Origin of the sequence: Spirosoma oryzae, from assembly GCF_003002825.1 — a bacterium.
Taxonomy (GTDB): Bacteria; Bacteroidota; Bacteroidia; order Cytophagales; family Spirosomataceae; genus Spirosoma; species Spirosoma oryzae.
The window spans coordinates 54,764-77,975 of sequence record NZ_PVTE01000003.1 but is presented as its reverse complement, the minus strand read 5'-3'; the positions used below and the strand labels follow the sequence as shown (position 1 = coordinate 77,975).

Here is a 23,212-nt window from a genome sequence, read left to right as displayed (position 1 = left end):
TCACCATCCGACTTCACTACTGACATAGGGCTGTCACTCGGTCGGCTTTACTTCGTGTCGTCATTAAATCGACAACGTCAATCACCAGCCGATTATGGAAAATACAGCACAGCCTACCCCGACGATGCCCCCGATCGTTCTCTCGCCCGAGCAACTTCGTGCCCACTGGCAGGCCCACCGGGGGCTTACCCGTCGGTTGATCGAGATCTATCCCGATGAACACTTTTTTTCGTACACGCTGGGCGGCATGCGGCCCTGCTCGGCGCTGATTGAGGAAGTGCTGAACATGGCCGACCTGAGTATGCCGGGTGTTCGTTCGGGTGAGTGGCCCGCGTTCACAGCAGATTCTGAAGGGGAACGCGCCACGACGAAAGAACAGGTACTGGCGCGGTGGGATCAGGTGACCGAGAAAATCAACGCGTACTGGCCACAGATTCCGCCCGCTCGTTTTCAGGAAGTCGACAAGGCGTTTGGGTTATACGAAGGGCCTATCTACTGGTTTCTGCTCTACCTGATCGACAACGAAATTCACCACCGGGGGCAGGCGTATGTTTACCTGCGCACCCTGGGCGTAGAACCGCCCGCGTTCTGGGACCGCCCTCAGGCGTAGTCTGCGATAAGCTTATCGCTGCCAACAGATAGCTGCTTCGGGTATACACGAGCAGCGTACCAGACCGTACAGCCCACGAGTTCCAGATCGACTCGCGGGCTGTATGTATACTAAGTAGCGCCACCTGACTTTTGACTAAACCAAACCGTAGTTCGGCTAAATTGGTCCAACTGGTAGTACTCACCTTTGCCTAAACAAAAAGCAGCACGATGAAAGCGATTCGAGTATATGCATTTGGTGGGCCAGACGTGATGCAACTGGTCGAGGTGGAGCGGCCCGTGCCTGCCGCAGACGAAATTCTGGTCAAGGTGTACGCCAGCAGCGTCAATCCGGCCGATTACATTATGCGGGAAGGCGGTAATGATGCATTACGGGCCTTACTCCACCTGCCCCTCGGTCTGGGGTTAGACGTGGCCGGACGGGTCGAAGAAATCGGTAGTGACGTCACCCGATTTAAAAAAGGGGACAAGGTCTATGGCGTTCCTAATTTTCCGGGCGATGGCAGCTACGCGGAATACGTTGCGGCTAAGGCCGACCAGTTCTGGCTCATGCCGCAGCGTAGTTCATTCAACGAAGCGGGTGCGCTGCCTTCCTGTGCGCTCATTGCCTGGGATGGTATCGTCGATCTGGGTAAGGTCGGGCTGGGGAAGCGGGTGCTGATTCACGGGGCGGCCGGTGGGGTGGGTAATCTGGCGGTGCAGTTTGCCAAAGCGAAAGGCGCTTATGTGATTGGAACGGCATCGGCTCACAATGGTGATTTTTTACGCGAACTGGGGGCCGATGAGGTGATCGACTACCGTAACCAGCGATTCGAAGAGTTACTGCAAGATATCGATGTGGTGTTCAATGCCTCGCCTGTTCGTGACGAACAGATCCGACTAAAATCGGTTGACGTACTCAAAGTAGGGGGCTTGTTTGTCTGTACGCATCTGGATGAGCCCTTCAGCCCGGCTTTTTTGCAGGCTCTGGCTGGCAGAGATGCGACAGCAGTCATGGTTGGGTCCGGTCGCATAACGACGTACAGTGCGTCGCTGGACGGGGTCACGCAACTCATTGACGACGGACAGGTAAAAGCCGTCATCAGTCAGGTGTATCCGATGGAGGCCGTGGCCGAGGCCCATCGGCAAAGCGAAACCAAGCATGTGCGGGGTAAATTAGTACTGGAAATACGAGCCGAATCCTAAGTCCATGAAACGCTTCAGCACCATCAGCGAATTCCTCCAGTTTCGGCAGTTACCCCGCCCCGACCATCCGCTGATCAGCGTGTTCAAGGTAGAGTCCGTCGACAGTGAAACGCTGAGCGAGGCCGCAGCCTGGTGCTATGATTTTTACTGTATAGCGCTCAAACGGGTTGTTAACGCACAGCAGATTAAACTGAAATACGGCCAGCAAACCTATGATTATGATGAGGGTATCCTGTCCTTCGTCGCGCCCGGTCAGGTATTACGGTTTTCTGTCGATCAGGGGGCAGTCCAACTGAACCAATCGGGGTGGGTGCTGCTCGTCCACCCCGATTTTCTTTGGCATACACCTTTGGCCAAAACAATCAGTCAGTACGATTTCTGGGGCTACTCGGTACACGAAGCGTTGTTTCTTTCCGAATACGAAGAGACTGTGTTGACGACGATTCTGCAAACAATTCAGCAGGAGTGTCGTGCCAACCTGGACGCGTTCAGCAAGCGGATTATCGGCTCGCAGTTGGAAACGTTGCTAAACTATGCCGACCGGTTTTACCATCGGCAGTTCATGACCCGCGAGAAGACGAACCATCAACTGCTGGAACGGGTGGAAAGCGTGTTGACAACTTATTTTAACCACCCTGATTTAGCCATTCATGGATTGCCAACCGTTGGTTACCTGGCTGACGCCTTACACGTTTCTCCCAAATACCTGAGCAGTTTGCTCAAAGTGTTGACTGGGCAAACGGCCCAACAGCATATCCACGACAAGCTAATCGAGCGGGCAAAGGAAAAGCTGTCGACTACTGAGTCAAGCGTCAGTGAAATTGCGTACGAACTGGGCTTTGAACATTTGCCATCGTTCAGTAAACTGTTCAAAGCAAAAACGGCTCAGTCTCCGCTGGATTTCAGAGCCTCCTTTCACTGAACTGCGTTGCGTTGCCTGTTTCCGCATGATAGATGCGTTTTGGCTTACTTGTAGAGAAACAGCGTAAAATCATCCGGCCAGTAGCCAGTTCGAAGCGTCACTGATTTGGCAAGACGTTCACAAAAACTACTAATATCCTCGGGGTCGTACGTCTGAAGCAGGTTACCCGCTTCGACCCCGCCACTCAGCAGGTTAAATCCAAGGCCGATACGACAGTTGTCGAACAGTGTTTCGATGGCTTTATAGATAAATCGCGCGTCGCTATGCCGGTAGTTCAGCGAGCCACTCGCCAGCACAAAGTCGGTCATGGGCACCGTATCAGCAAGAAAGTCGCCCGGTAGCAGGGTAACCTGAGATGCGCGTCGATAACGCTGAATGGCCACGTCGAGTAAGTCAGGGATTTGCTCGCATCCGTAGTAGGTAAGCGACGAAAAGCGTTTGGTCAGGAAGGGGAATAGATCCGCGTGCCCACAGCCCGCATCCAGTACGGAGTGACCGCTGAGGTTTGCTATCTGGCACAACACGTCGAAGCGCGCCCGCTGACCGTCGAAGCTACGCCAGCCCTGTGCCCGGGTCGTTCCCGCTCCGTACTGATCGATAAGTCGTTTGTGATACCGAAATATTGTCTCTGCATCACCCCAATCGGTCGCGTCGTTCGCCATGGTCAGGTAGTTCGTGGGCAAGAAACACATTGTGCATAATCCCGCAAGCGGGCTGCTCAATTGCGGTGACCCGTACCCGGACAGATAACCCGACCGAGATCTTACAAAGGCCTGCGATGATGGCAGCCTACTGCTGGTGAGACAGGTATCGTAAAACCGCCTTTCAGTATAAACACTCGGCGGTCATCGACTCGAAAACTGGCTTCCGAGTCGATGACCGCCGAGGGCAGGGTACTACTATAGTTCACGCTATCGTGAAACCGTGAAGAGTATGCGCTGATGCCTACTTATTGACGTCCCACCACACCCGGTCGGTTAGTTTGGCGTTCTGTTCGGGTTGCGGATTCGTTGTCAGCTCCGAACGAGGATACAGGAACCGGCGGGGAATGTCGGATAACGCGTTTGGCACCTTGGTGAGCAGTGGATACCCCGTCCGACGCCAGTCCGTATAATTTTCGGGCGATAGGTAATCGGCGATTACTTTCTCTTCGATAATCAGGCGCAGGGCGTTGCTGCTGGTGAGTTTACCCCGCCGGCTCAGGTAGTCACTCGCATCCGCATCGGATACGCCCAACGCGCTCATGTTGGTTTTCACGGCGTTCTGGTAGATGGGTTCGGCCGCTGCTGCCCCGGACTTGTACAGGGTCGCTTCCGCCTTCAGGAACTGGGCTTCGGCATAGGTCAGGATGTACAGGTTTGCGCCGGTAGCTCCGTAGAAATCGCCCAGGATCGAGTAGGACGCCAGTGAGCCGATGTCCTGTAGCCCAATTGCCCGGCCCGTGTATTTGCCCGTTTCTTCCGCCGGCGCAATGATTTTACTCAGCCGGGGGTCGTTGCGAAGTACCAGCGTATCGACTGCCGGTTTCGCCATAACCTGTGTCGATACCGGTAAGAAGTTCTGGTTCTGCTTGTTCTGCTGACCGGCACCGCCGAGGTAGAACATCTTCATGTCGTCGCTGTTCGAGCTCATTCCGTTCTGCAACGCGGCCAGGGCCAGGTCCGCCTGTGACGCGGCTGTATGGCCGGGCGCTTTGATCAGGTGCATGGCAAAGCGGGCTTTGAGCGTATAGGCTGCCCGACGCCATTTGCTCATATCACCACCGTAGTAATAATCGTCGCCACCCGGTTTCAGCGACGCCTTCTTGTCGATACTGGCGATGGCCCGGTCCAGCAGCAAATCGAGGGTTTTGTAGATGTCCTCCTGCTTGTCGTAGGAAGGGCGGAAATTGTCGCTGCCCTGAAACGCCTGCGAGTACGGCACATCACCCCAAAGATCCGTTGTCATCCCCAGCGTCAGCGCGGTCAGTATGTCGGCAATGGCCGAATAGTTGTAGCTCTTGTCGGCTTCGGCCCGCTCACGCAGTACCCGCATGTTTTGCAGGCAGGTGGTGTAATTGGTTCCCCACTGCCCATTGAGGTCTTCGTTCAACTGCCGATACGTGCCCTCGTTGGGAGCCGGCTGGTTAGACGCAATCATCTGGGTCCAGTGGTTGGTAAACCGGGCGGCATCCCCCGCCATCAGCTCGTTGGCCACGGTCAGTTCCAGCGGGGCCAGCAGCAGCGCGGGCTGAACGGTAAGCGGCTGATTCGGATTTTTATTGACGTCGATATAGGTCTGGCAGCCCGTCAGACTCAGCAGCAGGCTTCCCAAGGTAATAAGGTGTTTTTTCATGACTGGGTTGGCTGAATCGTTAGAAGCTGAAACGAAGCGAAAACATAACCGAGCGGGCCGTAGGCGCGGAATTGGCGTACATGCCCTGCGCTGAGTTCGACGAACCGTAGGAACTTACCTCCGGGTCAGGACCGGTAAAATGCGGCCGGTAGATAAACAGGTTACGACCCGTTACGCTCAGCGAAGCCGTTTTAAACGGGGTCTTGACCAGTAGCGCGGACGGAACGGCGTAGGTCAGGCCCAGGGTGCGGAGTTTGAGGTACGTAACGTCCTGAATCACCGACTCGCCGATGCCATTCAGCCGCTGGTAGTAATCCTGCGCCTGCACTACTTTGGTGTTCGGACTGCCATCGGCGGCACTGACCCCTTCGACTACGCGCGGTTCGCGGTTTTCGGTGACCTTGGGCGTACCGTAGAAATAGCCGTAGCGGTCGTCGGAGTTGATGATGTCGCCACCCTTACGCATGTCGGCGAAGGCATTGAGCGAGAACGCCCCGTAGCGCAGGCTGTTGTTAAGCCCCATCAGCCAATCGGGCGACAGGTTCCCCAGCATGCCCGTGCTGCCACTGTACGGCAGTCCCTGCCCGTCGATCAGCAACTGGCCTTTTTCGTTCCGGGCAAACTGATTGTCGATCAGAACGCCGTACTGCTGCCCGACAACGGCCCAGGAGGTTCCGATCTGCACCCGATCCAGACCACTGTTGACCTGCGTAACGATGCTGCGAATCCGGGTAAAGGTGTAGGTCATGTCCCAGGCGAACTTGCCAGTTCGAACGGGCGTCGCATTCAGGAGAAACTCAAACCCTTTGGTCTGCATCGAGCCGGCGTTCAGAATCGTACTGCCGTAGCCCGACGCTGCCGAAACCGGAATGCCATCGGTGAGCAGGTCGATGCTGTTTTTGCGGAAATACGACGTTTCAAAGCTCAGACGGTTCTTCAGGAAACGCATTTCCAGCCCTACTTCCACCTCGTTGGTGCGTTCGTTGCGCAGGTTGGCATTCCCCAGGTTTGAACTCAGCAGAAACCCATTCTGCCCCTGAAACGGAAAAGCATAAGCTCCGATGGCCGCCGACTGAAACGGTGTGTTAAGCCGGTAAGCCCCGATGTTATCGTTACCAACGCTGGCCAGCGACAGACGCAGCTTCCCGAAGCTGATCGCCGACGACAGACTGGCCGGCAGCAGTTCCGAGAAGATAAACGCAAAAGCTGCGGAGCCATACGGATAAAATTGCCGCTCCTGCGACAGCACCGAGCTACCGTCGTAGCGGCCCGTCAGTGCCAGCACCAGCGTCCGGCGGTAATCGAAGTTGGCCTGGCCGTAGAAGCCAATCTTGCGGGTGAGGTAGTGCCCTTCCGAATACGTTTGCTTTTCGGTGTTCGACATATTGTCGAAGTTGGCAATGGCTACCCCGACACCCCGCGTGCTGATATACTGTCCGTACGAGGAGTAGAGGTTGTTTCCCAGCGTCAGGCCCATGTCCAGGTCACCGTACTGTTTGTTGGCCCGGATAATCAGGTCGTTGTTGAATTGCCGGAACGTGTTGACCTGATCGACAATCTGTCCGGTCGGCACGTTGGTCGACCCCCGTGCTTCGGAATATTTCACCTGCTCGCCGTACATGTCGGCCCCGGCCCGCTCCGTGATCGTCAGCCAGCTTGTGGGCTGGTAGTTGATCGTTACGACCGGAATGTACCGGTTGACGAGTGACCGGTTGTGGATGTTGTCGAGCCCCCAGAACGGGTTGTTGCGCGAAAACCGGAACACGCGCTGACTACCATCGGCGTTGGTCGTCGGAAAGGGGTTCCAGGAGACCGGGCCTGCGTACACGGTCCAGAGCGGACTTTGCAGGCCGTAGCCCTCTGGCACGCGGTTGTTGTCGGTGCTGGAATAGTTTAGCTGAAAGGTAGCGTTGACGGTCGGCGAAATCTGGGTCGTGTATTTGGCAAAAAGCGTATGCCGGAGCAGGTCGGTCGTTGGAATCGTACCCAGTTGCTTGAAGAATGTGTAGGACGTGAAATACGTCGAGCGGTCGCCACTACTGCCACTGATACTGACCGAGTTGTTGGTGCTCATCCCGGTGCGAAAAAACAGGTCGGGCAGGAAATAGCGGGGGGCGGGTTGCCCATTGATGCGCAACGTATCCATCAGCGGACCCCACGACAGGCTTGTTTTCTGGTCTTCGCCGTTGAAGAACACACCCCGGCTACCCTGGGCGTATTTCTGTTGCAGATTCGGATACAAAGCTTTGTCGAACGACAGGTCGGACGAAACGGCGACCGTCGGTTTCCGATTACCCGACCCGCTTTTGGTCGTTATGATGACGACCCCGCGCGCGCCTGCCGATCCGTACAGGGTCGTAGCCGCTGCCCCTTTGAGGACGTTCACGCTTTCGATAATCGATGGGTCCAGGTCGACCAGTCGACTACCACCGCCACCCTGATCGGCATTGCCGGTTTCGTCGTTATTGATTGGAATCCCGTCGAGGACAATCAGCGCCTGGTTGTTGCCCAGCAGTGACGTGGCCCCCCGCACGACGATGCGGGCCGATGCGCCCGGCATGCCCGACGAACTGGTGATCTGCACTCCGGCTACTTTACCCGTCAGGGCGTTCAGCACGTTGGGCTCCTTCGCCTTCATGAGCTGTTCGCTTTTCACTTCCTGCGTGCTGTAGGTCAGCGTCCGCTTTTCCTGACTAACGCCCAGCGCCGTGACCACGACCTCGTTCAGGACGCTGCTGCTCTGGGTCAACTGTACGTCGATGGCGGTACGGTTCTGTAGCGCGACTTCCTGCTTGCCGAAGCCAATGGCGCTGATTACCAGCGTGCTATTGGATGGTACACTGATACTGAAACTGCCGTCGACAGCCGTTGTCGTTCCGGTAGCCTGCGAATTTTTCAGAACAACGGTGGCACCCGGTATGGGCGACCCACCGGTCTCGGTTACTTTACCCGTGACGGTAAGCTTTACGGCCTGTGCCCAGCTTTGACCGGCTATCAGGCAAAACAGCAGATACAGACACCCATGTAGTAGTCTATTCTTCATCTGGTCGAACGAAAGAGGTTGATAATTTACTTAGCGAACAAGCAAAATTACCGCTTCCCCTAGTGGGTGTCTTACCAGAGATTAGCCGAATATAATAGTATGTTTACCAGTGCAACCAGACGAAAAATTAGTACTTGTCCTATTGAATAGAATATTATTGGGTTCGGGTGGGTTTCGCTTACGTCCGATCAACTGACAGCGGCTTTGATGCGGGAGGGGCGTCCTGGAGCACTAGCGTTTGCCGACGCCCTTGCTCAAACAGTGCCTTTACCTGTATCCTGAACAGGCTGGGCCAGTTCTTTCCCGTGATGTACAGCGCCTGCTCACCGGGCCGGTAGGCGATGCCATTTAACACGTCATTGTTCGTGTTCACCCCGGCGGGTAGGTTGGGGTCGATGCGTAATTCGCCGACGACTTTTCCGGATGCCGGATCGATCTGAACGATGCGATTGGTCTGCCACACATTGGCCAGTACGTAGCCGTTGACGTATTCCAGTTCGTTTAGATTCGTCACCGGGCCCTGGTTGTCGTACACAGCGGTCTCGCCGAGTTTCTGAAAATCGAGCGAGTAATACGTTAGCCGATTCGACCCGTCACTAACGATCAGGGTGGTATCCCGATGCGTGATTCCCCAACCCTGCGTATGGTAGACGAAGGTCTTTTTCAGGACCAGATCCGTTGTGTAATAAAAACACTGGCCCGATGTCCAGGTCAGTTGGTAGATATGGTCGTTGACAACCGTAATGCCTTCGCCGAAAAACTGGCTGGGCAAGTCAATCGACTGAATAGTAGCACCATCGGACAGATTCACCTTCATCAATTTGGACTGACCGTTCAGACCTGTTCCTTCGTACAGCACGTCGTTGTAAAACGCAAGCCCTTGCGTGAAGCTGCTGCGCTGGTGCGGGTAGGTCTGTAAAACCGTATACGCCAGCCGTCGTGGTATAACGTCAGACCATACGTCGATCTGCAATGTGTCGGACACCTGTTTCTGGGTCGTTGTCTGCCCCGTAATCACCAGCTGGTGGTAGCCAACGGTCGCCGTCGCGGGCTTGAAGGAGAGTAGGCCGCTGCTGATGATCGGCTGAACGGGCCTGTTGTCCCAACCAACAGCGTTAACACGGAACGACGGGTCTAGCTGTAGCGTGATGGAGTCGCCGATGGCGTAAGCCGTTTTCGTGGCCCGGACCAATGACGGTGTCGGGGTGGGGCTGGTTGTCTCCTGCTTTTGGCGGCATGATCCGATGGTAAGGCCAATCAGTAACAGCAATAGAAACGTGTAGGTACGGCGCATGGTTGTAATGGGCAATGGGAAGTCTTCGTACAATAATCGGCACTCCACACGGTAAGTCGCGTGCTGCCAGCTAACTTGTTTTTGGTACTTGCCAACTAGCATGCCACTAACCTAACTCTGGTAAGGACAGAAGAAGGCTATAGCGGGCATAGACAGCTTGACTCGATTCAATTTCGTCGCAGGAAGTAAGTAAAGCAGCCTACTGTCTTTAATGATTTATTAATCTGTTGGTTCGCAGATAAGGGCAAAACAGCTGGTAAGATTACCGGCTGCAACAACCAGTGGGGGTCGGTGCCGTTTACCGTTCCAGACGGCCACTACCGTAGAAAATCCAACTTAATGACACTATCGTCTTTCCTTAAAGGCTGTACCGTAGGTGCGGCTTCCCTGTTACTGAGCTGCAAGGATCTTACCCTGACCGATCAATCCTATCAGCGCGTTCATGTCGCTAATTTCTCCGTACCGATCCGGTCGCTGATGCCTGGACGTGAGACGTATCCTGGCTCGATGACACTACGGGTCAGTGGTACTGTCGACCGCCCGGTTGTCCTGTCGATCTACCAGCTATCCGGTCAGACGCGCTACCCCGTTCTGACGGATTCGTTGCCGGCCGGTACGCATACGAATCGTTCGCTAAGGCAGGATTTTTATTCGCGCGACGAAGTCGAACTACAAGTGAGTGGATCGCCGGCCACAACCGGCTCGCTCGACATTGAATGGTATCGTCAGTAAGAAGCTAGCCGTATGAATCGTTTTCTCTTCCTGTACACCGCGTTGCTGCTGGCAGGTTCACTTCGGGCGCAGGCGCAGATGGGCCGCAACTCCGTTCGCCTGGGTGTCGATCTGACCTCACTTGACGCACCAGACGCGGTTGGCCCCCGCTACGTTGGCCGCTTTGCCAGACACTTTCGTCAGGACCGGTTACTGTTCACCGCCGAAGCCGGCTATATGCGCCTTGCGACGACCAACCAGCCTTTTAACGGATTCGATCCGGGGGATAACCGACGCACCCGACTCACGGCCGACGTGACGGTGCTAGCCGATCTGTTGCCCAGCGCCAGTCATGCCCTGCGACTGGGGGGTGGTTTATCGGCCTGGTACCGCCGGGACGACATCTATAGGGGGGCTACCCGAATCGGTCTGGACAACGTGGCGATTGATCGGCGTTCGTGGCGTGAAGTGAATACGGGCTGGCATCTGACTGCTGAATACGAATGGTTATTTTCTCCGGATTGGGGTGTTGATGGCCGGTTTCGGGTCGCTAGCCTTGGTGCCGCCGGCATAAGTTCCATGCTGGGTATGGGCATCAGCTACCGATTCTGAGGAATAGTGGCGTGATGGGTTCTTTTTTAGCGATTTATAGTCAGTTTCGGCAGGTAAGGCCGGTACTTCATAAGCCGTTTTGTTTCGTACTTTCGCTAACACCGACCGACTCGTTTCGACACTATTTCCCGACGCGGCTATCATGATGCACGCAACAACCGGTTCAATGACTAACCGCCCGACTCATCGGCTACTTACCCGTGTCGACTCGATCGACGTGCTGCGCGCCCTGACGATGGTGCTGATGATTTTTGTCAATGATTTAGGGTCGCTGACAGCGATTCCGGGCTGGCTGGAACACGTACCGGCTGGTGTCGACGGTATCGGCCTGGCCGACGTGGTCTTCCCGGCTTTTCTGTTCATTGTGGGGTTGTCAGCGCCCTTCGCCATTCAGCACCGACGCAGCCGGGGCGACTCCGATGGGCAACTCGTCGGGCACATACTGAGCCGAACGGTTGCCTTACTGGTCATGGGGCTGTGGCTGGTCAACGGGGAGTATATCGACGAAGCGGTAACGGGGCTGAAGCGGGTCGTCTGGAACGTGCTGGCCTGTGGATCGTTTATCCTGATCTGGAACAGTTACCCGAATACGACCGCAAAGCCGCTGGTGACGGGGCTGAAAATCACGGGCTGGCTAATCCTGCTGACGCTGGCGATTATATATCGGGGCGAAGCATCGGGCCGGTTTCAGCCGCATTGGTGGGGTATACTCGGGTTGATCGGCTGGTCGTATCTGGTCGGGGCGCTCGCAACGCTGATCGCCCGCGATCGAATTGGGCTGCTGACGCTGATCTGGCTTTTCTTCTGCGCGCTGAGTATGCTGGCCAAAGCGAATCTGCTGCCGTCGGCGATCCGGCTTATTCCCGACGCAATCAGTGGTGGAACGCTGGCTGGGCTAACGCTGGGCGGTGCCCTGACCGCCACTGTTTTTCGGGCCTGCCTTGACCGGGGGCAGACGCAACGGATGACCATCGGCTTCGTTATCGCCAGCCTGTTGCTGATTGGGCTATCGATCTATACCCACCCGATCTGGGTACTGGCGAAGCTGGGGGCGACGCCCGCCTGGCTATTTCTGTGCAGTGCGTTCACGCTGCTGGCGTTCACGGCGCTGCATTGGCTGGCCGATATCGGGGGCAAGGGTGATTGGTTTCGAGCGCTCAAACCCGCCGGGACTGATACTTTGCTGTGCTACCTGATACCGTATTTCGCCTATGCGGTCGTTGTGTTGGCCGGCTTGCATCTGCCGGCGGTTCTGCTGACGGGTGGTGTCGGTCTAGTCAAATCGATACTGTTTGCGCTCCTGTGCGTCTGGGCAGCCGGTCGTCTTAACCAATTCGGTATTCGCCTGAAACTGTAAGTGTGGTGGTATTCAGCCTGATTGCAGCTTTCTGCGATGATTGAGTAACCGTCGCAGAAAGCTGCGCGCGTACGGGTTACAGACTATCGTACTGCTTCACCAGCGCCGTGACACCATCTTCGGTTTTCAGGTCCAGCTTTTCTTTGTCGGCATACGCGCCGAGGACGTCGGCGCGGTCGCTCATGGCTTCCAGCAGCGCTTTCTTCGAAAGTTTCAGCTTGGTCAGCGTCTGATCGGGCTTGAGCAGGTAGTATGAATTCGCGTCGCTGTAGGCGTCGTAGCGGACGTTGGCCGAGTAGCCGCCCTTGTAGTCCGCTGGTTTGAACGTTTTGGCGATGCGTTTGAGCAGCGCGTTTTTGCCCGCGTACAGAATCAGGAAGTAGCCGTTCTTCAGCAGATTATCGGTCGTCTGCGCCGATGGGTAACGACCGAACAGATAGGACTGACCATCGGGCCCCGCCAGCAGAAACCGGCTGACCGTGTTTTTATCGACGATGATCGAGTCGTTGTTCTGTTTGGGGCGTAGCATCAGTACCTCCTGCCGGTAAGCGTCGAACTTCAGGGGCACGTCCTTGTACTGTCGTCCATCGGTCAGGGCGATCTGCCCCGGCGTCCAGGTATCGATCAGATAGGGGGTACCATGCTGGCCTTCGTAGCGGTTGTCGATACGGAAAATAAGTGGACTCCCGCCCGGACTGCTTAAATTGTTTAAGCGCAGGCTTGCCGTTGGATCAGCGTCCTGCGCCATGGTCAGTGAGCCGGTCAGGAGTAAGCTAGCCAGGGTGTACAATAGGGAAGTGCGGTGCATCGAAAATTGACTGGTTTGTTCACCGCCAAGGTCGGAAAATTAGTTAGATGATGCTGCTCCGCTACTGTCAAAATCATTGACCAGCTTGACAGCCTGGGCCTCTGTATCGACGGTGCGCTTCCGCAGGTCGTCAAGAACGTTGGCCGGCAGTTGCGTCGACGGGTCGTCGGTCAGCGCTGACAGTAGATTCTTGTCGTGAACTAACCCTGGTAGCGATGATTGACGTTGCCTACCCCCGCTGCCGGACCGGCTGCCATATCGACCATCTGCTGCCGTTCCTGCTGACTGATGACATAATCCGTTCGCTTCGGTTGCGCGGAAGATGTCCGCAGGGAATCTGTTTTTTGAGCGAGGCCGGGGAGGCTGATGACGAGACTTAGAATGAGAATAGTTTTCATCGGTAGCAGTCAATTTAGACGACGGCTAAAAGTCGTAAAAAAACAGCTGCTACCGATGAATTTCAGATTATTTAGTATTCGTGCGGCAGCGGAACGTCGACACGCTCCTGAACGGGTAGCCCCTGCTTGTTCATCTGCTCGATAAACGGATCGGGGTCTAGTTCTTCGCAGTTCCAGACGCCGGGTTTCATCCAGACACCGGTCAGCATCAGCATGGCACCGATCATGGCCGGCACGCCCGTCGTGTAGCTAACGGCCTGTCCGCGTACTTCTTTGTAGGTTTCCGCGTGGTCGCAGTTGTTCCAGATGTAGTAGGTCCGGTCGGCACCGTCCTTGATGCCCTTGATCTGACAGCCGATGCTGGTTTGGCCGGTGTAGTTTTCACCCAGCGAATCGGGGGCAGGTAACACCGCTTTCAGGAATTCGAGCGGGACGATGTCCATTCCCTGAAACTTCACCGAATCGATGCGGGTCATCCCGACGTTTTGCAGTACTTCCAGGTGAGTCAGGTAGGCCTGTCCGAAGGTCATCCAGAAGCGGGCGCGCTTGAGCGTCGGGAAGTTTTTCACCAGTGACTCCAGCTCTTCGTGGTATAGTACGTACGACTCACGGGGACCGATTTCGGGATATTCAATCGGTTTGTGGATGCTCATCGCCGGAATCTCCACCCACTCGCCGTTTTCCCAGTAACGACCTGGCTGCGTAATCTCGCGGATGTTGATCTCGGGGTTGAAGTTGGTGGCGAATGCCTTTCCGTGGTTACCGGCGTTACAATCGACGATGTCGAGGTAGTCCATCCGGTCGAAGTAGTGCTTGTTGGCGTAGGCCGTAAACACCTGCGTCGCGCCGGGGTCGAAGCCGCAGCCGAGCAGAGCCATCAGACCCGCCTGTTCAAAGCGCTCCCTGTACGCCCACTGCCAGCTGTACTCAAATTTGGCAACGTCTTTGGGCTCGTAGTTGGCCGTGTCCATGTAATGAACACCGGCTTCCAGACAGGCGTCCATGATCGGCAGATCCTGGTAGGGAAGGGCAACGTTGATAACGAGTTTGGGGTTGCACGACCGAATCAGGGCTACCGTCTCCGACACGACGTCGGCATCGACCTGCGCCGTCTGAATCGTAACGCCGTGTAATTCCTTAATTTCGGCGGCAATGCGGTCGCACTTTGCTTTCGTGCGACTTGCCAGAATGATGTTGGTAAATACGTCGCTGTTCATGGCGCATTTGTGCGCCACAACACTACCGACACCGCCTGCTCCAATGATGAGCACTGTTGCCATGTACTTGCTAGGTTAAATTCCAGTTTTGCCCGCAAAGATAAGGAAACAACCCAGCCGGGGATGTTATCAAATCAGTCGGCCAGCCCACTCGGTAAGTTTTTATGGACTACTAATTGACAATGAAGCAATTACGTAGCTTTTTAGTTGGTCGCTAAACAATCGATTACTATATTTGTTTGGTAGATAATACGGGCACCTCCAAATCGTCATCATGAAACTCAACTCGTCCACTAGCTCATTCGAACTGTCGATCAACGGTTATACCGCGCAGACGGCCAACTGGCGTGAGCGCAATAGCCTCTCCTGCAATATCTCTACGATGTGGCGGCAACAGCGCGATACGCAGGCTGCGCCGATGCACACCTGGGAAGTGCGCCGACTGGTCAACGTGATGAAATCGCTCTGGTCGAAAGCAGCCAACCGGGCGTCGATGTCGTTTGCCAGTCCGGGTCTGGCGGTCGATGGTGTTGCGCTTCCGAATGATCAGTACCGGCTGCACTTTCAGTTTAGTCAGTCAATAACCCCCGCTTGGCATCCATACCCGGATTTTCCGCTGGAAATGGACATGCTGCTTAGTCACAAGCAATTGCAGGAAGCCATTCAAGAGCTTTCTACGCAACTGGCTACATATCCGGAGCGGTAAGCAACGAAAATGACCTAATTAGCGTACATACTTCGTGTGGCGCATCCTAAATAAAAGCCCGGCTTCGCCACGTGCAGAGCCGGGCTTTGTGTTGTATAAACTGACGCTATGATTCTGACGGGTAACCAAAGTTTTTTTGAGTTGCAATTGCTCGCTGTGCAGCCCAGCCGTCTGTCGACAGAGCGGCACCGGCCATCCCTGCTTGAGCTGGCCGTACGGTCGGGCTGGCAGCGACACCGCTCCGTTGCGCTGGGAGCCACCTTGCGTACCGATGAACTCGACCAACTCGTTGGCTGGCTTCGGCAGATGGGACAGCCGCACACGCGGTTACCCCGGCTTCTGTTTCAGGATGCCAGTCTGGCATTCGACTGTCTGACGGCGGATGCCGATGAGTGTTTACTACAGATCAAACTCGATCACGATTTTACCCCGGCCTGGCACGTCAACCCATTAACGCCGTTCTGGATTCCCATTTTGACGAGCCGCCTGGCCGTTCAGCAAGCCGCCGACGATCTGTACGCTCAATTTATGCAGCTTGCTGGGTATGAATGACGTTACCACTTGGTAACATCATTCGTAAGTCGCATATTTGTCTGCTGACTAGCTGATAATCCTCTTTCGGGCTACGTCCAGGTCGCGGTGCGACCGGCTAACCCGATTAAACCATCAAAACTGAACAGGAATGAAAGTTGTCAAACGTAGGAATCGACAATTGACCATGGAACGCATCCTGCGGGCCATGGGCGAAGTAATGGCGGAACGCGGGACGGAAAAGGCGGGAATCAACGCCGTCGCTGAACGGGCCGACGTCAACAAAGTATTGATCTACCGCTATTTTGGCGGCTGGAATGGCCTGCTGGAAGCCTACGTCCAGCGGGGTTTTTTTCTGTCGATTTTCAACGAGAAGTTTTTAGAAGCGGCACCCGAAGCACCTTCGTCCGAAACGCGAAGCCGGCTGTGGTCTGACTATACGATCCAGTTCATGCAGGAATTCCGAACGCGCAAGTCGTCGCAGGAGCTGATTCGATGGGAGATGACCCATGGTGAAACCGAACTGGCGCAGCGCCTGGCGTCGTTCCGCAATGAATCGTTCAAGAGTCTGATCAATAAAATCGCGCCATTTTCCGACTACGACCCGATGGCCATCACGAGCCTGATGGTGTCGGCGGTGACCCACATGGTGCTGTTAAGCAGTCAGAACGAGAAAATCCTCGACATCGATCTGCACACCGACGAGGGCTGGGCGCGGCTCGAAACGGCGATCCGACGCATCTACGCCGGTCTCAACATCGCCTTGGAGCGCGAAAACAGCAAGAAGCTGTCGGAAGCGTAAAGAGTTTTCAGTATACGGTTTACGGTGGCTACCGCGACGGCAAACCACCGTAAACCGTATACTGAAAACCGTGCACTTATTTGTTCATCAACTCCTCAATCTCATCGGCTTCGATGGGGATGTTGGCCATCAGGTCGATGTTGCCGGTTTCTGTGATTACCACGTTGTTTTCCAGCCGGATACCCAATCCTTCTTCCCGAATATAAATACCCGGCTCGACGGTGAAGACCATACCGGGTTCCATCCGCCGGTATTTGTTGCCGACGTCGTGTACGTCCAGACCGAGGAAGTGCGACGTGCCGTGCATGAAGTACTTCTTGTAGAGCGGAGCGTCGGGGTCCTGGGCGGCAACCGCATCGCGGTCGAGCAAACCGAGCCCGATCAGTTCCGATTCCATAATCTTACCCACTTCGCGGTGGTATTCATCCCACAGATTGCCCGGTTTCAGCATCGCGCTGGATTCGCGCAGTACCCGTAGCACGGCGTCGTAAACGGCCCGCTGCCGGGGTGTGTAACGACCATTGACCGGAATCGAGCGGGTCATGTCGGCATTGTAGTTGGCGTATTCAGCGCCCAGATCCAGCAGGATCACGTCGCCGTCCTGGCACTGCGCGCTGTTGTCGATGTAATGTAGCACACAGGCGTTGGCACCCGATGCGATGATCGGGTTATAGGCCGCTCCCCGCGACCGCCGGCGCAGAAACTCGTGCATCATCTCCGCTTCGATTTCGTATTCCCAAACGCCCGGTTTGACAAACGTCAGCAGCCGGCGAAACATCGCGTCGGTCGTGTCGATGGCGGTCTGGAGTAGCGGCATTTCTTCGGGTTGCTTAATGGCCCGGAGGTTGTGCATCAGCGGAGCCAGCCGTTCGAGCCGGTGCAGCGGGTAGCGGTTGCGGAACTGCTCGATGTAGCGGGCATCCTGCGTCTGTACGACCACGTCGGCGCGGGTATGCTCGTTGGCGTTGAGGTACACGTGCTCGGCCTCAAAGACGATCTGCGCGAAGATCGTGTCGAACTGGTGCGTCCAGTAGATCTGTGATTCGGGCAGGCCGGTCGTCTGAGCGGCTTCGGCTTTGGTCAGTTTGTGACCTTCCCAGATTTCGATCAGTTCACTCGTTTCCCGCAGAAACAGTACTGCCCGAAACTTTGGATCGGGATGTTCGGGGAATAGCAGAAAGCGCGTTTCTTCCTGATCGACGCCCGTCAGATAGAACAGGTCGTTGTTCTGGCGGAACGCCATCGTGCCATCAGCATTGGTGGGTAAAATATCGTTGGCATTGACAATGACCAGCGATTTAGGCTTAAGTAGCGCGGCCAGCCGTTCGCGGTTGCGGACGAAAAGCTGGTTGGCAATGGGCAAATAACGCATAGCGGGAATGATGAAACCCCGTTTAGGGTTTACGTTTGCAAAGGAAACGAAAAGCCGTCACAGTTGCGGCCCGTTCTTCCCGCTTAACCTTACTTCCCGGTACACACGCGCTTATGCGATTTTTCGTAGCTGCGCTGCTGGTCGGTCTGCCTTTCTGGGGGCAGGCAACAGACCATGTCAGCGATCCAACCCCCAAATACTGGATTTTATTCACGGCCAAAGATCCGAATACCGCCCCGGCGCTGTCGGCAGTGGCCCGGCACCGGCGAACGATCCAACACCTGACGGTCGACGATACCGACCGACCCGTATCGTCGGCTTACCTGACAGCCCTGAGCCAGTCGGGTATTGTGCCACTAAGCCGGTCGCGGTGGCTCAATGCCGTCTCGGCCCGCCTGACGGTGGAGCAGGTAGACCGGGTGAAACGGTTGCCCTTCGTAACGGACGTACGGCCGATCGATCCGAACCTCGTTATTTCCAGCCTGAACGTACCGGTCGCTGCTGACGAGCCCGGTCAGGCGCAACTGGCACCGGTGATGACGCAGATTCAGGCTCCCGACTTTGCGCGGGCCGGGCTGACGGGCCGTTTCGTCACCATCGGGGTCGTCGATGCCGGCTTTTTCGGGGCCGACTCAGCGAACGCGCTCAAGCCGATTTTTGCCCGGCAGGGCGTGCGGTCCATCCGTGACTACGTGCACCGCGACCGTCCCGGCGTCGATCTCTACCGGTCGCTGGATGCCATGTCGGATTTTCACGGTACGGAAGTACTGGCGGCCATTGCCGGCAACGATTTGCAGGAAAACCGGCAGTACGGCCTGGCCACCGATGCGACATTTTACCTGGCCCGCAGCGATCAGGGTAACCGCGAATACCGGGGCGAAGAAGATAACTGGGTGGCGGCTATCGAATGGATGGACAGCCTGGGCGTACGGCTGATCAACACGTCGCTGGGTTACGCGCGGGGCATGAGCAACCCGAAAGAAAACTACAAGCCGGTCGAGATGGACGGGCACACCAGCCTGATTAGCCGGGCCGCGCAACTGGCGGCCGATAAGAAAGGGATGCTGATTATCGTGTCGGCGGGTAACGAAGGGGAGGACCGGGGCTGGCGCATCATCAGCACCCCCGCCGACGCACAGGGCGTACTGGCTGTCGGCGCGACCAACGCCAAATACTGGAATCGCATCGGCTACAGCAGTATCGGCCCCGAACCGCTGCCGTACCTGAAACCGAACGTTGCCTGTTTTTCGCTCTACGGCACCTCGCTGTCGGCACCGGTAATCACGGGCTTTGCCGCCTGTCTGATGCAGGCCCGCCCAGACTTGAATAATAAAGAACTGATGGCGATCATCGAAAAGTCGGCGCACCTGTATCCGTACGGCAACAACTACGTCGGCTACGGCGTACCGCTGGCGTCGCGGGCGCTGGCCCTGCTGAAGAATCAGCCGCTGCCCAACACCGCCCGGCTGGTGAAAGCAACCGGTAAAACGATCGATCTGGTCGTCGATACGAACGATCCGGCGGTGTCGGTCTTTCGGAAGAAAGACGCAACGCACGTCATCCGGCAGGAAGTGGTGAAGGTAGTCAAAGGAAAGGTTACCCTGCGCCGGGACAGCCACGAAGCCCGCACGACGGTCGACCTGAAAAACGAAGTCATCGAAGTGGTCTGGCCGTAACCGGTCGAAAAATCGCGATCAGTCTGTTTTCCAACCGCTCCCGCAGCGCGACTCATGAATGGGTTGGCTGCGGGAGCGTTTTTTTGCCGTATCGTAAGCCCGTCGACCGAATAATAAAATCGCTATTGCATTGACAGTCAGGAAAGAGGTAATTCGTGTAAACCCGTGACTAGTTATGAGAAATCCCTACGTACCGCTGATTGCTGGCCTGATTATCCTATTCCTGACGCTGTCGGCAAGCGCGCAATCGGGCGATGTCGATTCGTTGACCCGCTACCTGAAAACGCATGCGCCAGCCGACACAGCCTACGTACGGGCCATGGACCCGGTGATTATCGACCTGATCTACAAAAAAGCGGAGTACGCCCGTGCGGACTCGATGAGTAAGCAGATGATCGACCTGGCGACCCGGCTGCACGACTGGAATGGTGTGGTCCGGGGCTACCGCAGCAAGATGATCCTAAACCTCATGTCGGCCAACTACGAACAGTCGGTGGCCAACTCGAAAAAGGCGCTGGAGATCGCCGAACAGCACAACATGCCCCCGGTAATCATTGGCGGGCTGCTGAGTAATATGGCCGCAGCCTACGACCGGATGGGTAACCCCCCCATGGTTTTCCAGACTGCATTACGGGCGATTCAATGGCAGGAAAAGTACGATTATCGCCCCCGGTCTCCCGTTGTATACCGGCTGATCGGGGGGGCGCTGGTGAAGATGGGGAAGAAAGAACAGGCATTGCCCTACTACCAGAAAGCGGGTGTGCTGTTTCGCGAACTGGGCGACCCGCGCGGCATCGCCATCTTCGAAAACCAGCTTGGCGAACTCTACAACACGCTGAATCAGCCGCAGCAGGCTATGATTCACCTGCGGGAGTCACAAAAGCTGGCGGAGAAACTGCAGTTCGATATGCTTAAGTTCGACGTGTTCGACGGTATGGCGAACGCAGCACGGCTGTTGAACAAACCGGCGGAAGGACTCGCCTATGCCCGTCGCGCGCTGACCATTGCCGAAAAACAGCAGAACAAGCTAGCCATTTGCCATGTGTACGGTACCATCGCCAGTCTCTACCAGGCCCAGAAAGACTATACCCAGGCCGAAGCCTATCTGAAAAAAGCGATGACGCTGGCCGAAGACAACGACTTTAAGGACAACCGGAAAACGCTGACGCAGCAACTGGCCGACCTGTACGGTGTTCAGAACAAGTACTACCTGGCCTATACCTTTCAACTCCAGAAAAACCGGCAGGTCGACTCCGCCATCGCCATCCGGACGAACGCCGAACTGCAACGCATGGTCGCGCAGTACGAGACCGAGAAGAAAGAAGCGCGGATCAAGCTGTTGCAGCGGGAAACGCAGTTGCTGAAGCAGGCCAAACAACTGGAGCAGGAAGAAGCCCGGCAGGCACGTTGGCAGCGTAACGCCGGACTGATCGGCGGGTTGTTGCTGCTCCTGTTGGGGGGGGCGGTGAGTGCGTGGCTGTTGAACCGGTCGAAGGTGCAGCGGCTCGAAGAATCGCAGCGACTTCGGCAACGGATTGCCCACGACCTGCACGACGAGGTGGGTAGTACGCTGAGTAGCATTTCACTGCTGAGCGGGCATACCGACAAACTGCTCAGCGAGAATCGGCCCGAAACGGCACAGCGGATGGTCCAGAAAATCTACACCGATGCGCGGCAGATCCTGGAATCCATCGACGAAATTATCTGGACCATCAATCCCGGCAACGACTCGCTTCAGCGCATCGTGATGCGGCTACAGGAATACGCCCAGCCTCTGATGGAGTCGAAACAGATTGGCTTTACGTTTAGCGTTGACCCGGCGCTGGAACACCTGCCCGTGTCGATGGAAGTCCGCCGGAACCTGTTCCTGATCGGTAAGGAAGCGATCAACAACCTGATCAAATACTCCGAAGCGACGCTGGCGACCATGCGTTTCGAACGACGGGGCGATCAGTTTGCTGTACTGCTCGAAGACAATGGTCGTGGGTTCGATACCAATCAGTTGAGCAGCCGTACCGGGCAGCAGAGTATGCAGCAGCGGGCGTCGGCGATGGGCGGTACGCTGACCGTTCAGTCGACACCGGGGCAGGGCACCCGACTCGAACTGACCGCCGACACGCTGTAGTGCGCAGTCATATACTTATCCGATTTCGCGGAATCGTTCGGCTGCGTAGCTTTGTCAGCAGTTAGTTGCCACGCCACCACCTTGTTCGACCATGATCCGTGTTACCATCTTCGACGATAACCGCTCCCTGCGCGAAACGCTCGCACTGGTATTCGACGCTACCGACGATCTGATCGTAACCGGCACCTACGCCGATGCCCTCGATGCGGTGCGGTGCGTACAGCGCGATCAGCCCGACGTCATTCTGATGGACATCGACATGCCGGGCCGGACGGGTATCGAAGCGGTTTCGCTGATTCGGCAGCAAACAACGCAGCCCCGCATTCTGATGCTTACGGTCTTTGAAGACGTCGAGCGGATCTTTGCCGCCCTGTCGGCGGGAGCCGTGGGGTATCTGTTGAAGAAAACGCCCGCCGACAAGATCATCGACGCCATTCGCGACGTGATGGAGGGAGGGGCCGCCATGACCCCGTCGATTGCGCTCAAGGTGCTGGCGGCTTTTCAGACACCGGTCAACGCGGGGAAACACTATGCGCTGACGGATAAAGAACGGGAGGTGCTGCACCGGCTGGTCGAGGGCGACAGTTATAAGCTGATCGCCTACCACTGCCAGATCAGCATGGGAACGGTCCGGACGCATATTGTCAACATCTACGACAAGCTGCACGTCAACTCGAAATCGGAAGCGGTGGCGAAGGCACTCAAAACCGGCATGTTCAAATGAGACGACTCTTGCTCGCGTGTTTACCGGTGCTGCTGTGGGCCTGCCAGCCGAAGAAAACAACTGAACAGTCCAGCGGACGGTCTGACGTTGACAGTGTACAGGCGAAAATGGAATCGGTCAACGATTTTCGGATCGTACCCGGTCTGCGGGTCGGACCGGTTCGCTATTCGACTTCGGAAGCGGAACTGCTGCGGTTGCTGGGGCCGGCCGTCGTAACGGTGGGGGATTCCATCGACGGCGCGGAGGGCGACGTGCTGATCGGAACGACTCTGTATAAAAACACCGCCGATCAGCTACAGATTCTCTATCAGGATTCGGCGCAGCGCCAGCATCCCGAACTGGTCCTGATCCGCCCCTACGTGACCGACGCCGATGGAAATCCGTTGCCCGACGTAAAGCCAACCCGCTGGTCGACGGCCGATGGGGTACGGATCGGAATGCCCTTGAAAGAACTGGAGCAGTGCAACGGCAAACCGTTTCGGCTGTGGGGCTTCGGCTGGGATTACGGCGGCTCGGTCTCCAGCTGGCAGGGCGGTCGGTTCGACATGGGCGCGCAGACCATGTTGTCGGTAACGCTGGCCCCGCCGTCGACCCTGAGTCCCGCGCAGACCCGGGCGCTGGATACCGTATCGGGCGACGGTGAGTTTATGTCGTCAAACCAGGCCATGCAGCTACTGAGCCCAGTGGTGCAGACCATGCAGGTAACACTGAAACCGTAGCCTGATCAAATCCGAATTTCCTGTCTTTACCGCGTCAGCGTGTTCGATTCCGGGCACGCGCTGCCAA

At 56.4% G+C, this 23,212-nt stretch carries 21 protein-coding genes; 13 read left to right on the top strand and 8 right to left on the bottom strand.

The annotated features are described in order from the left end of the window. Window positions 1-94 precede the first annotated feature (94 nt). The 3 genes from CLV58_RS04165 (at window position 95) to CLV58_RS04155 (ending at window position 2,716) form a co-directional block, all read left to right on the top strand. The gene (locus CLV58_RS04165) at window positions 95-610 is read left to right on the top strand and encodes a DinB family protein (RefSeq protein WP_106136522.1); all 516 of its coding nucleotides are present in this window, start codon (window positions 95-97) and stop codon (window positions 608-610) included. Window positions 611-819: 209 nt separating this feature from the next. After that, complete coding sequence (locus CLV58_RS04160; protein ID WP_106136521.1) at window positions 820-1,794, top strand: NADP-dependent oxidoreductase; 975 nt, start codon at window positions 820-822, stop codon at window positions 1,792-1,794. A gap of 4 nt (window positions 1,795-1,798) precedes the next feature. Beyond that, window positions 1,799-2,716, top strand: coding sequence for a helix-turn-helix domain-containing protein (locus CLV58_RS04155; RefSeq protein WP_106136520.1), 918 nt, complete (start codon window positions 1,799-1,801; stop codon window positions 2,714-2,716). Between the two features lie 44 nt (window positions 2,717-2,760). Here the strand turns inward: CLV58_RS04155 and CLV58_RS04150 are convergent, their stop codons facing one another. The 4 genes from CLV58_RS04150 to CLV58_RS04135 all read right to left on the bottom strand — a co-directional run bounded on the left by CLV58_RS04150 (window position 2,761) and on the right by CLV58_RS04135 (window position 9,387). Then, window positions 2,761-3,408, bottom strand: a complete 648-nt coding sequence (locus CLV58_RS04150; protein WP_106136519.1) for a class I SAM-dependent methyltransferase — start codon at window positions 3,406-3,408, stop codon at window positions 2,761-2,763. Between the two features lie 253 nt (window positions 3,409-3,661). Continuing rightward, on the bottom strand, window positions 3,662-5,050 hold the full coding sequence (locus tag CLV58_RS04145) for a SusD/RagB family nutrient-binding outer membrane lipoprotein (protein ID WP_106136518.1): 1,389 nt from the start codon (window positions 5,048-5,050) through the stop codon (window positions 3,662-3,664). A 19-nt stretch (window positions 5,051-5,069) separates the two neighbouring features. Next, window positions 5,070-8,093 (bottom strand): SusC/RagA family TonB-linked outer membrane protein, encoded by a 3,024-nt coding sequence (locus CLV58_RS04140; protein ID WP_106136517.1) that lies wholly within the window; start codon window positions 8,091-8,093, stop codon window positions 5,070-5,072. A 178-nt stretch (window positions 8,094-8,271) separates the two neighbouring features. Next, window positions 8,272-9,387 (bottom strand): glutaminyl-peptide cyclotransferase, encoded by a 1,116-nt coding sequence (locus tag CLV58_RS04135; RefSeq protein WP_106136516.1) that lies wholly within the window; start codon window positions 9,385-9,387, stop codon window positions 8,272-8,274. A 339-nt stretch (window positions 9,388-9,726) separates the two neighbouring features. Between CLV58_RS04135 and CLV58_RS04130 the strand changes: the two genes are divergently transcribed. The 3 genes from CLV58_RS04130 (at window position 9,727) to CLV58_RS04120 (ending at window position 12,067) form a co-directional block, all read left to right on the top strand. After that, on the top strand, window positions 9,727-10,119 hold the full coding sequence (locus CLV58_RS04130) for a hypothetical protein (RefSeq protein ID WP_106136515.1): 393 nt from the start codon (window positions 9,727-9,729) through the stop codon (window positions 10,117-10,119). 12 nt (window positions 10,120-10,131) lie between these two features. Continuing rightward, window positions 10,132-10,710, top strand: coding sequence for a hypothetical protein (locus CLV58_RS04125; protein ID WP_106136514.1), 579 nt, complete (start codon window positions 10,132-10,134; stop codon window positions 10,708-10,710). Between the two features lie 79 nt (window positions 10,711-10,789). Next, entirely contained in the window at window positions 10,790-12,067 is a 1,278-nt protein-coding gene (locus tag CLV58_RS04120) for a DUF5009 domain-containing protein (RefSeq protein WP_245882200.1), read from the top strand. Window positions 12,068-12,143: 76 nt separating this feature from the next. On the opposite strand, the gene CLV58_RS04115 is transcribed toward CLV58_RS04120, so the two are convergent. The 3 genes from CLV58_RS04115 to CLV58_RS04105 all read right to left on the bottom strand — a co-directional run bounded on the left by CLV58_RS04115 (window position 12,144) and on the right by CLV58_RS04105 (window position 14,553). Further along, window positions 12,144-12,875 (bottom strand): hypothetical protein, encoded by a 732-nt coding sequence (locus CLV58_RS04115; RefSeq protein ID WP_106136513.1) that lies wholly within the window; start codon window positions 12,873-12,875, stop codon window positions 12,144-12,146. Window positions 12,876-13,075: 200 nt separating this feature from the next. Further along, window positions 13,076-13,273: a hypothetical protein gene (locus CLV58_RS04110; RefSeq protein ID WP_106136512.1), complete on the bottom strand. Its 198-nt coding sequence runs from the start codon at window positions 13,271-13,273 to the stop codon at window positions 13,076-13,078. Window positions 13,274-13,344: 71 nt separating this feature from the next. Beyond that, window positions 13,345-14,553 carry a saccharopine dehydrogenase family protein gene (locus tag CLV58_RS04105; protein WP_106136511.1) on the bottom strand — a complete coding sequence of 403 codons (1,209 nt, stop codon included), beginning with the start codon at window positions 14,551-14,553 and terminating at the stop codon, window positions 13,345-13,347. Window positions 14,554-14,764: 211 nt separating this feature from the next. Between CLV58_RS04105 and CLV58_RS04100 the strand changes: the two genes are divergently transcribed. The 3 genes from CLV58_RS04100 (at window position 14,765) to CLV58_RS04090 (ending at window position 16,529) form a co-directional block, all read left to right on the top strand. Further along, window positions 14,765-15,196, top strand: coding sequence for a WapI family immunity protein (locus CLV58_RS04100; RefSeq protein ID WP_106136510.1), 432 nt, complete (start codon window positions 14,765-14,767; stop codon window positions 15,194-15,196). 108 nt (window positions 15,197-15,304) lie between these two features. Further along, window positions 15,305-15,748: a WapI family immunity protein gene (locus CLV58_RS04095; RefSeq protein WP_106136509.1), complete on the top strand. Its 444-nt coding sequence runs from the start codon at window positions 15,305-15,307 to the stop codon at window positions 15,746-15,748. 160 nt (window positions 15,749-15,908) lie between these two features. Further along, window positions 15,909-16,529 carry a TetR/AcrR family transcriptional regulator gene (locus CLV58_RS04090; RefSeq protein ID WP_106136726.1) on the top strand — a complete coding sequence of 207 codons (621 nt, stop codon included), beginning with the start codon at window positions 15,909-15,911 and terminating at the stop codon, window positions 16,527-16,529. 76 nt (window positions 16,530-16,605) lie between these two features. On the opposite strand, the gene CLV58_RS04085 is transcribed toward CLV58_RS04090, so the two are convergent. After that, on the bottom strand, window positions 16,606-17,901 hold the full coding sequence (locus tag CLV58_RS04085) for an aminopeptidase P N-terminal domain-containing protein (RefSeq protein WP_106136508.1): 1,296 nt from the start codon (window positions 17,899-17,901) through the stop codon (window positions 16,606-16,608). A 113-nt stretch (window positions 17,902-18,014) separates the two neighbouring features. Between CLV58_RS04085 and CLV58_RS04080 the strand changes: the two genes are divergently transcribed. The 4 genes from CLV58_RS04080 (at window position 18,015) to CLV58_RS04065 (ending at window position 23,145) form a co-directional block, all read left to right on the top strand. Further along, window positions 18,015-19,577, top strand: coding sequence for a S8 family serine peptidase (locus CLV58_RS04080; RefSeq protein ID WP_106136507.1), 1,563 nt, complete (start codon window positions 18,015-18,017; stop codon window positions 19,575-19,577). Window positions 19,578-19,752: 175 nt separating this feature from the next. Beyond that, on the top strand, window positions 19,753-21,702 hold the full coding sequence (locus tag CLV58_RS04075) for a tetratricopeptide repeat-containing sensor histidine kinase (protein WP_106136506.1): 1,950 nt from the start codon (window positions 19,753-19,755) through the stop codon (window positions 21,700-21,702). Window positions 21,703-21,793: 91 nt separating this feature from the next. Beyond that, the gene (locus CLV58_RS04070) at window positions 21,794-22,426 is read left to right on the top strand and encodes a response regulator transcription factor (RefSeq protein ID WP_106136505.1); all 633 of its coding nucleotides are present in this window, start codon (window positions 21,794-21,796) and stop codon (window positions 22,424-22,426) included. Next, window positions 22,423-23,145 carry a hypothetical protein gene (locus CLV58_RS04065; protein WP_106136504.1) on the top strand — a complete coding sequence of 241 codons (723 nt, stop codon included), beginning with the start codon at window positions 22,423-22,425 and terminating at the stop codon, window positions 23,143-23,145. Before CLV58_RS04070 ends, CLV58_RS04065 begins: the two co-directional genes overlap by 4 nt. Window positions 23,146-23,212: the final 67 nt, after the last annotated feature.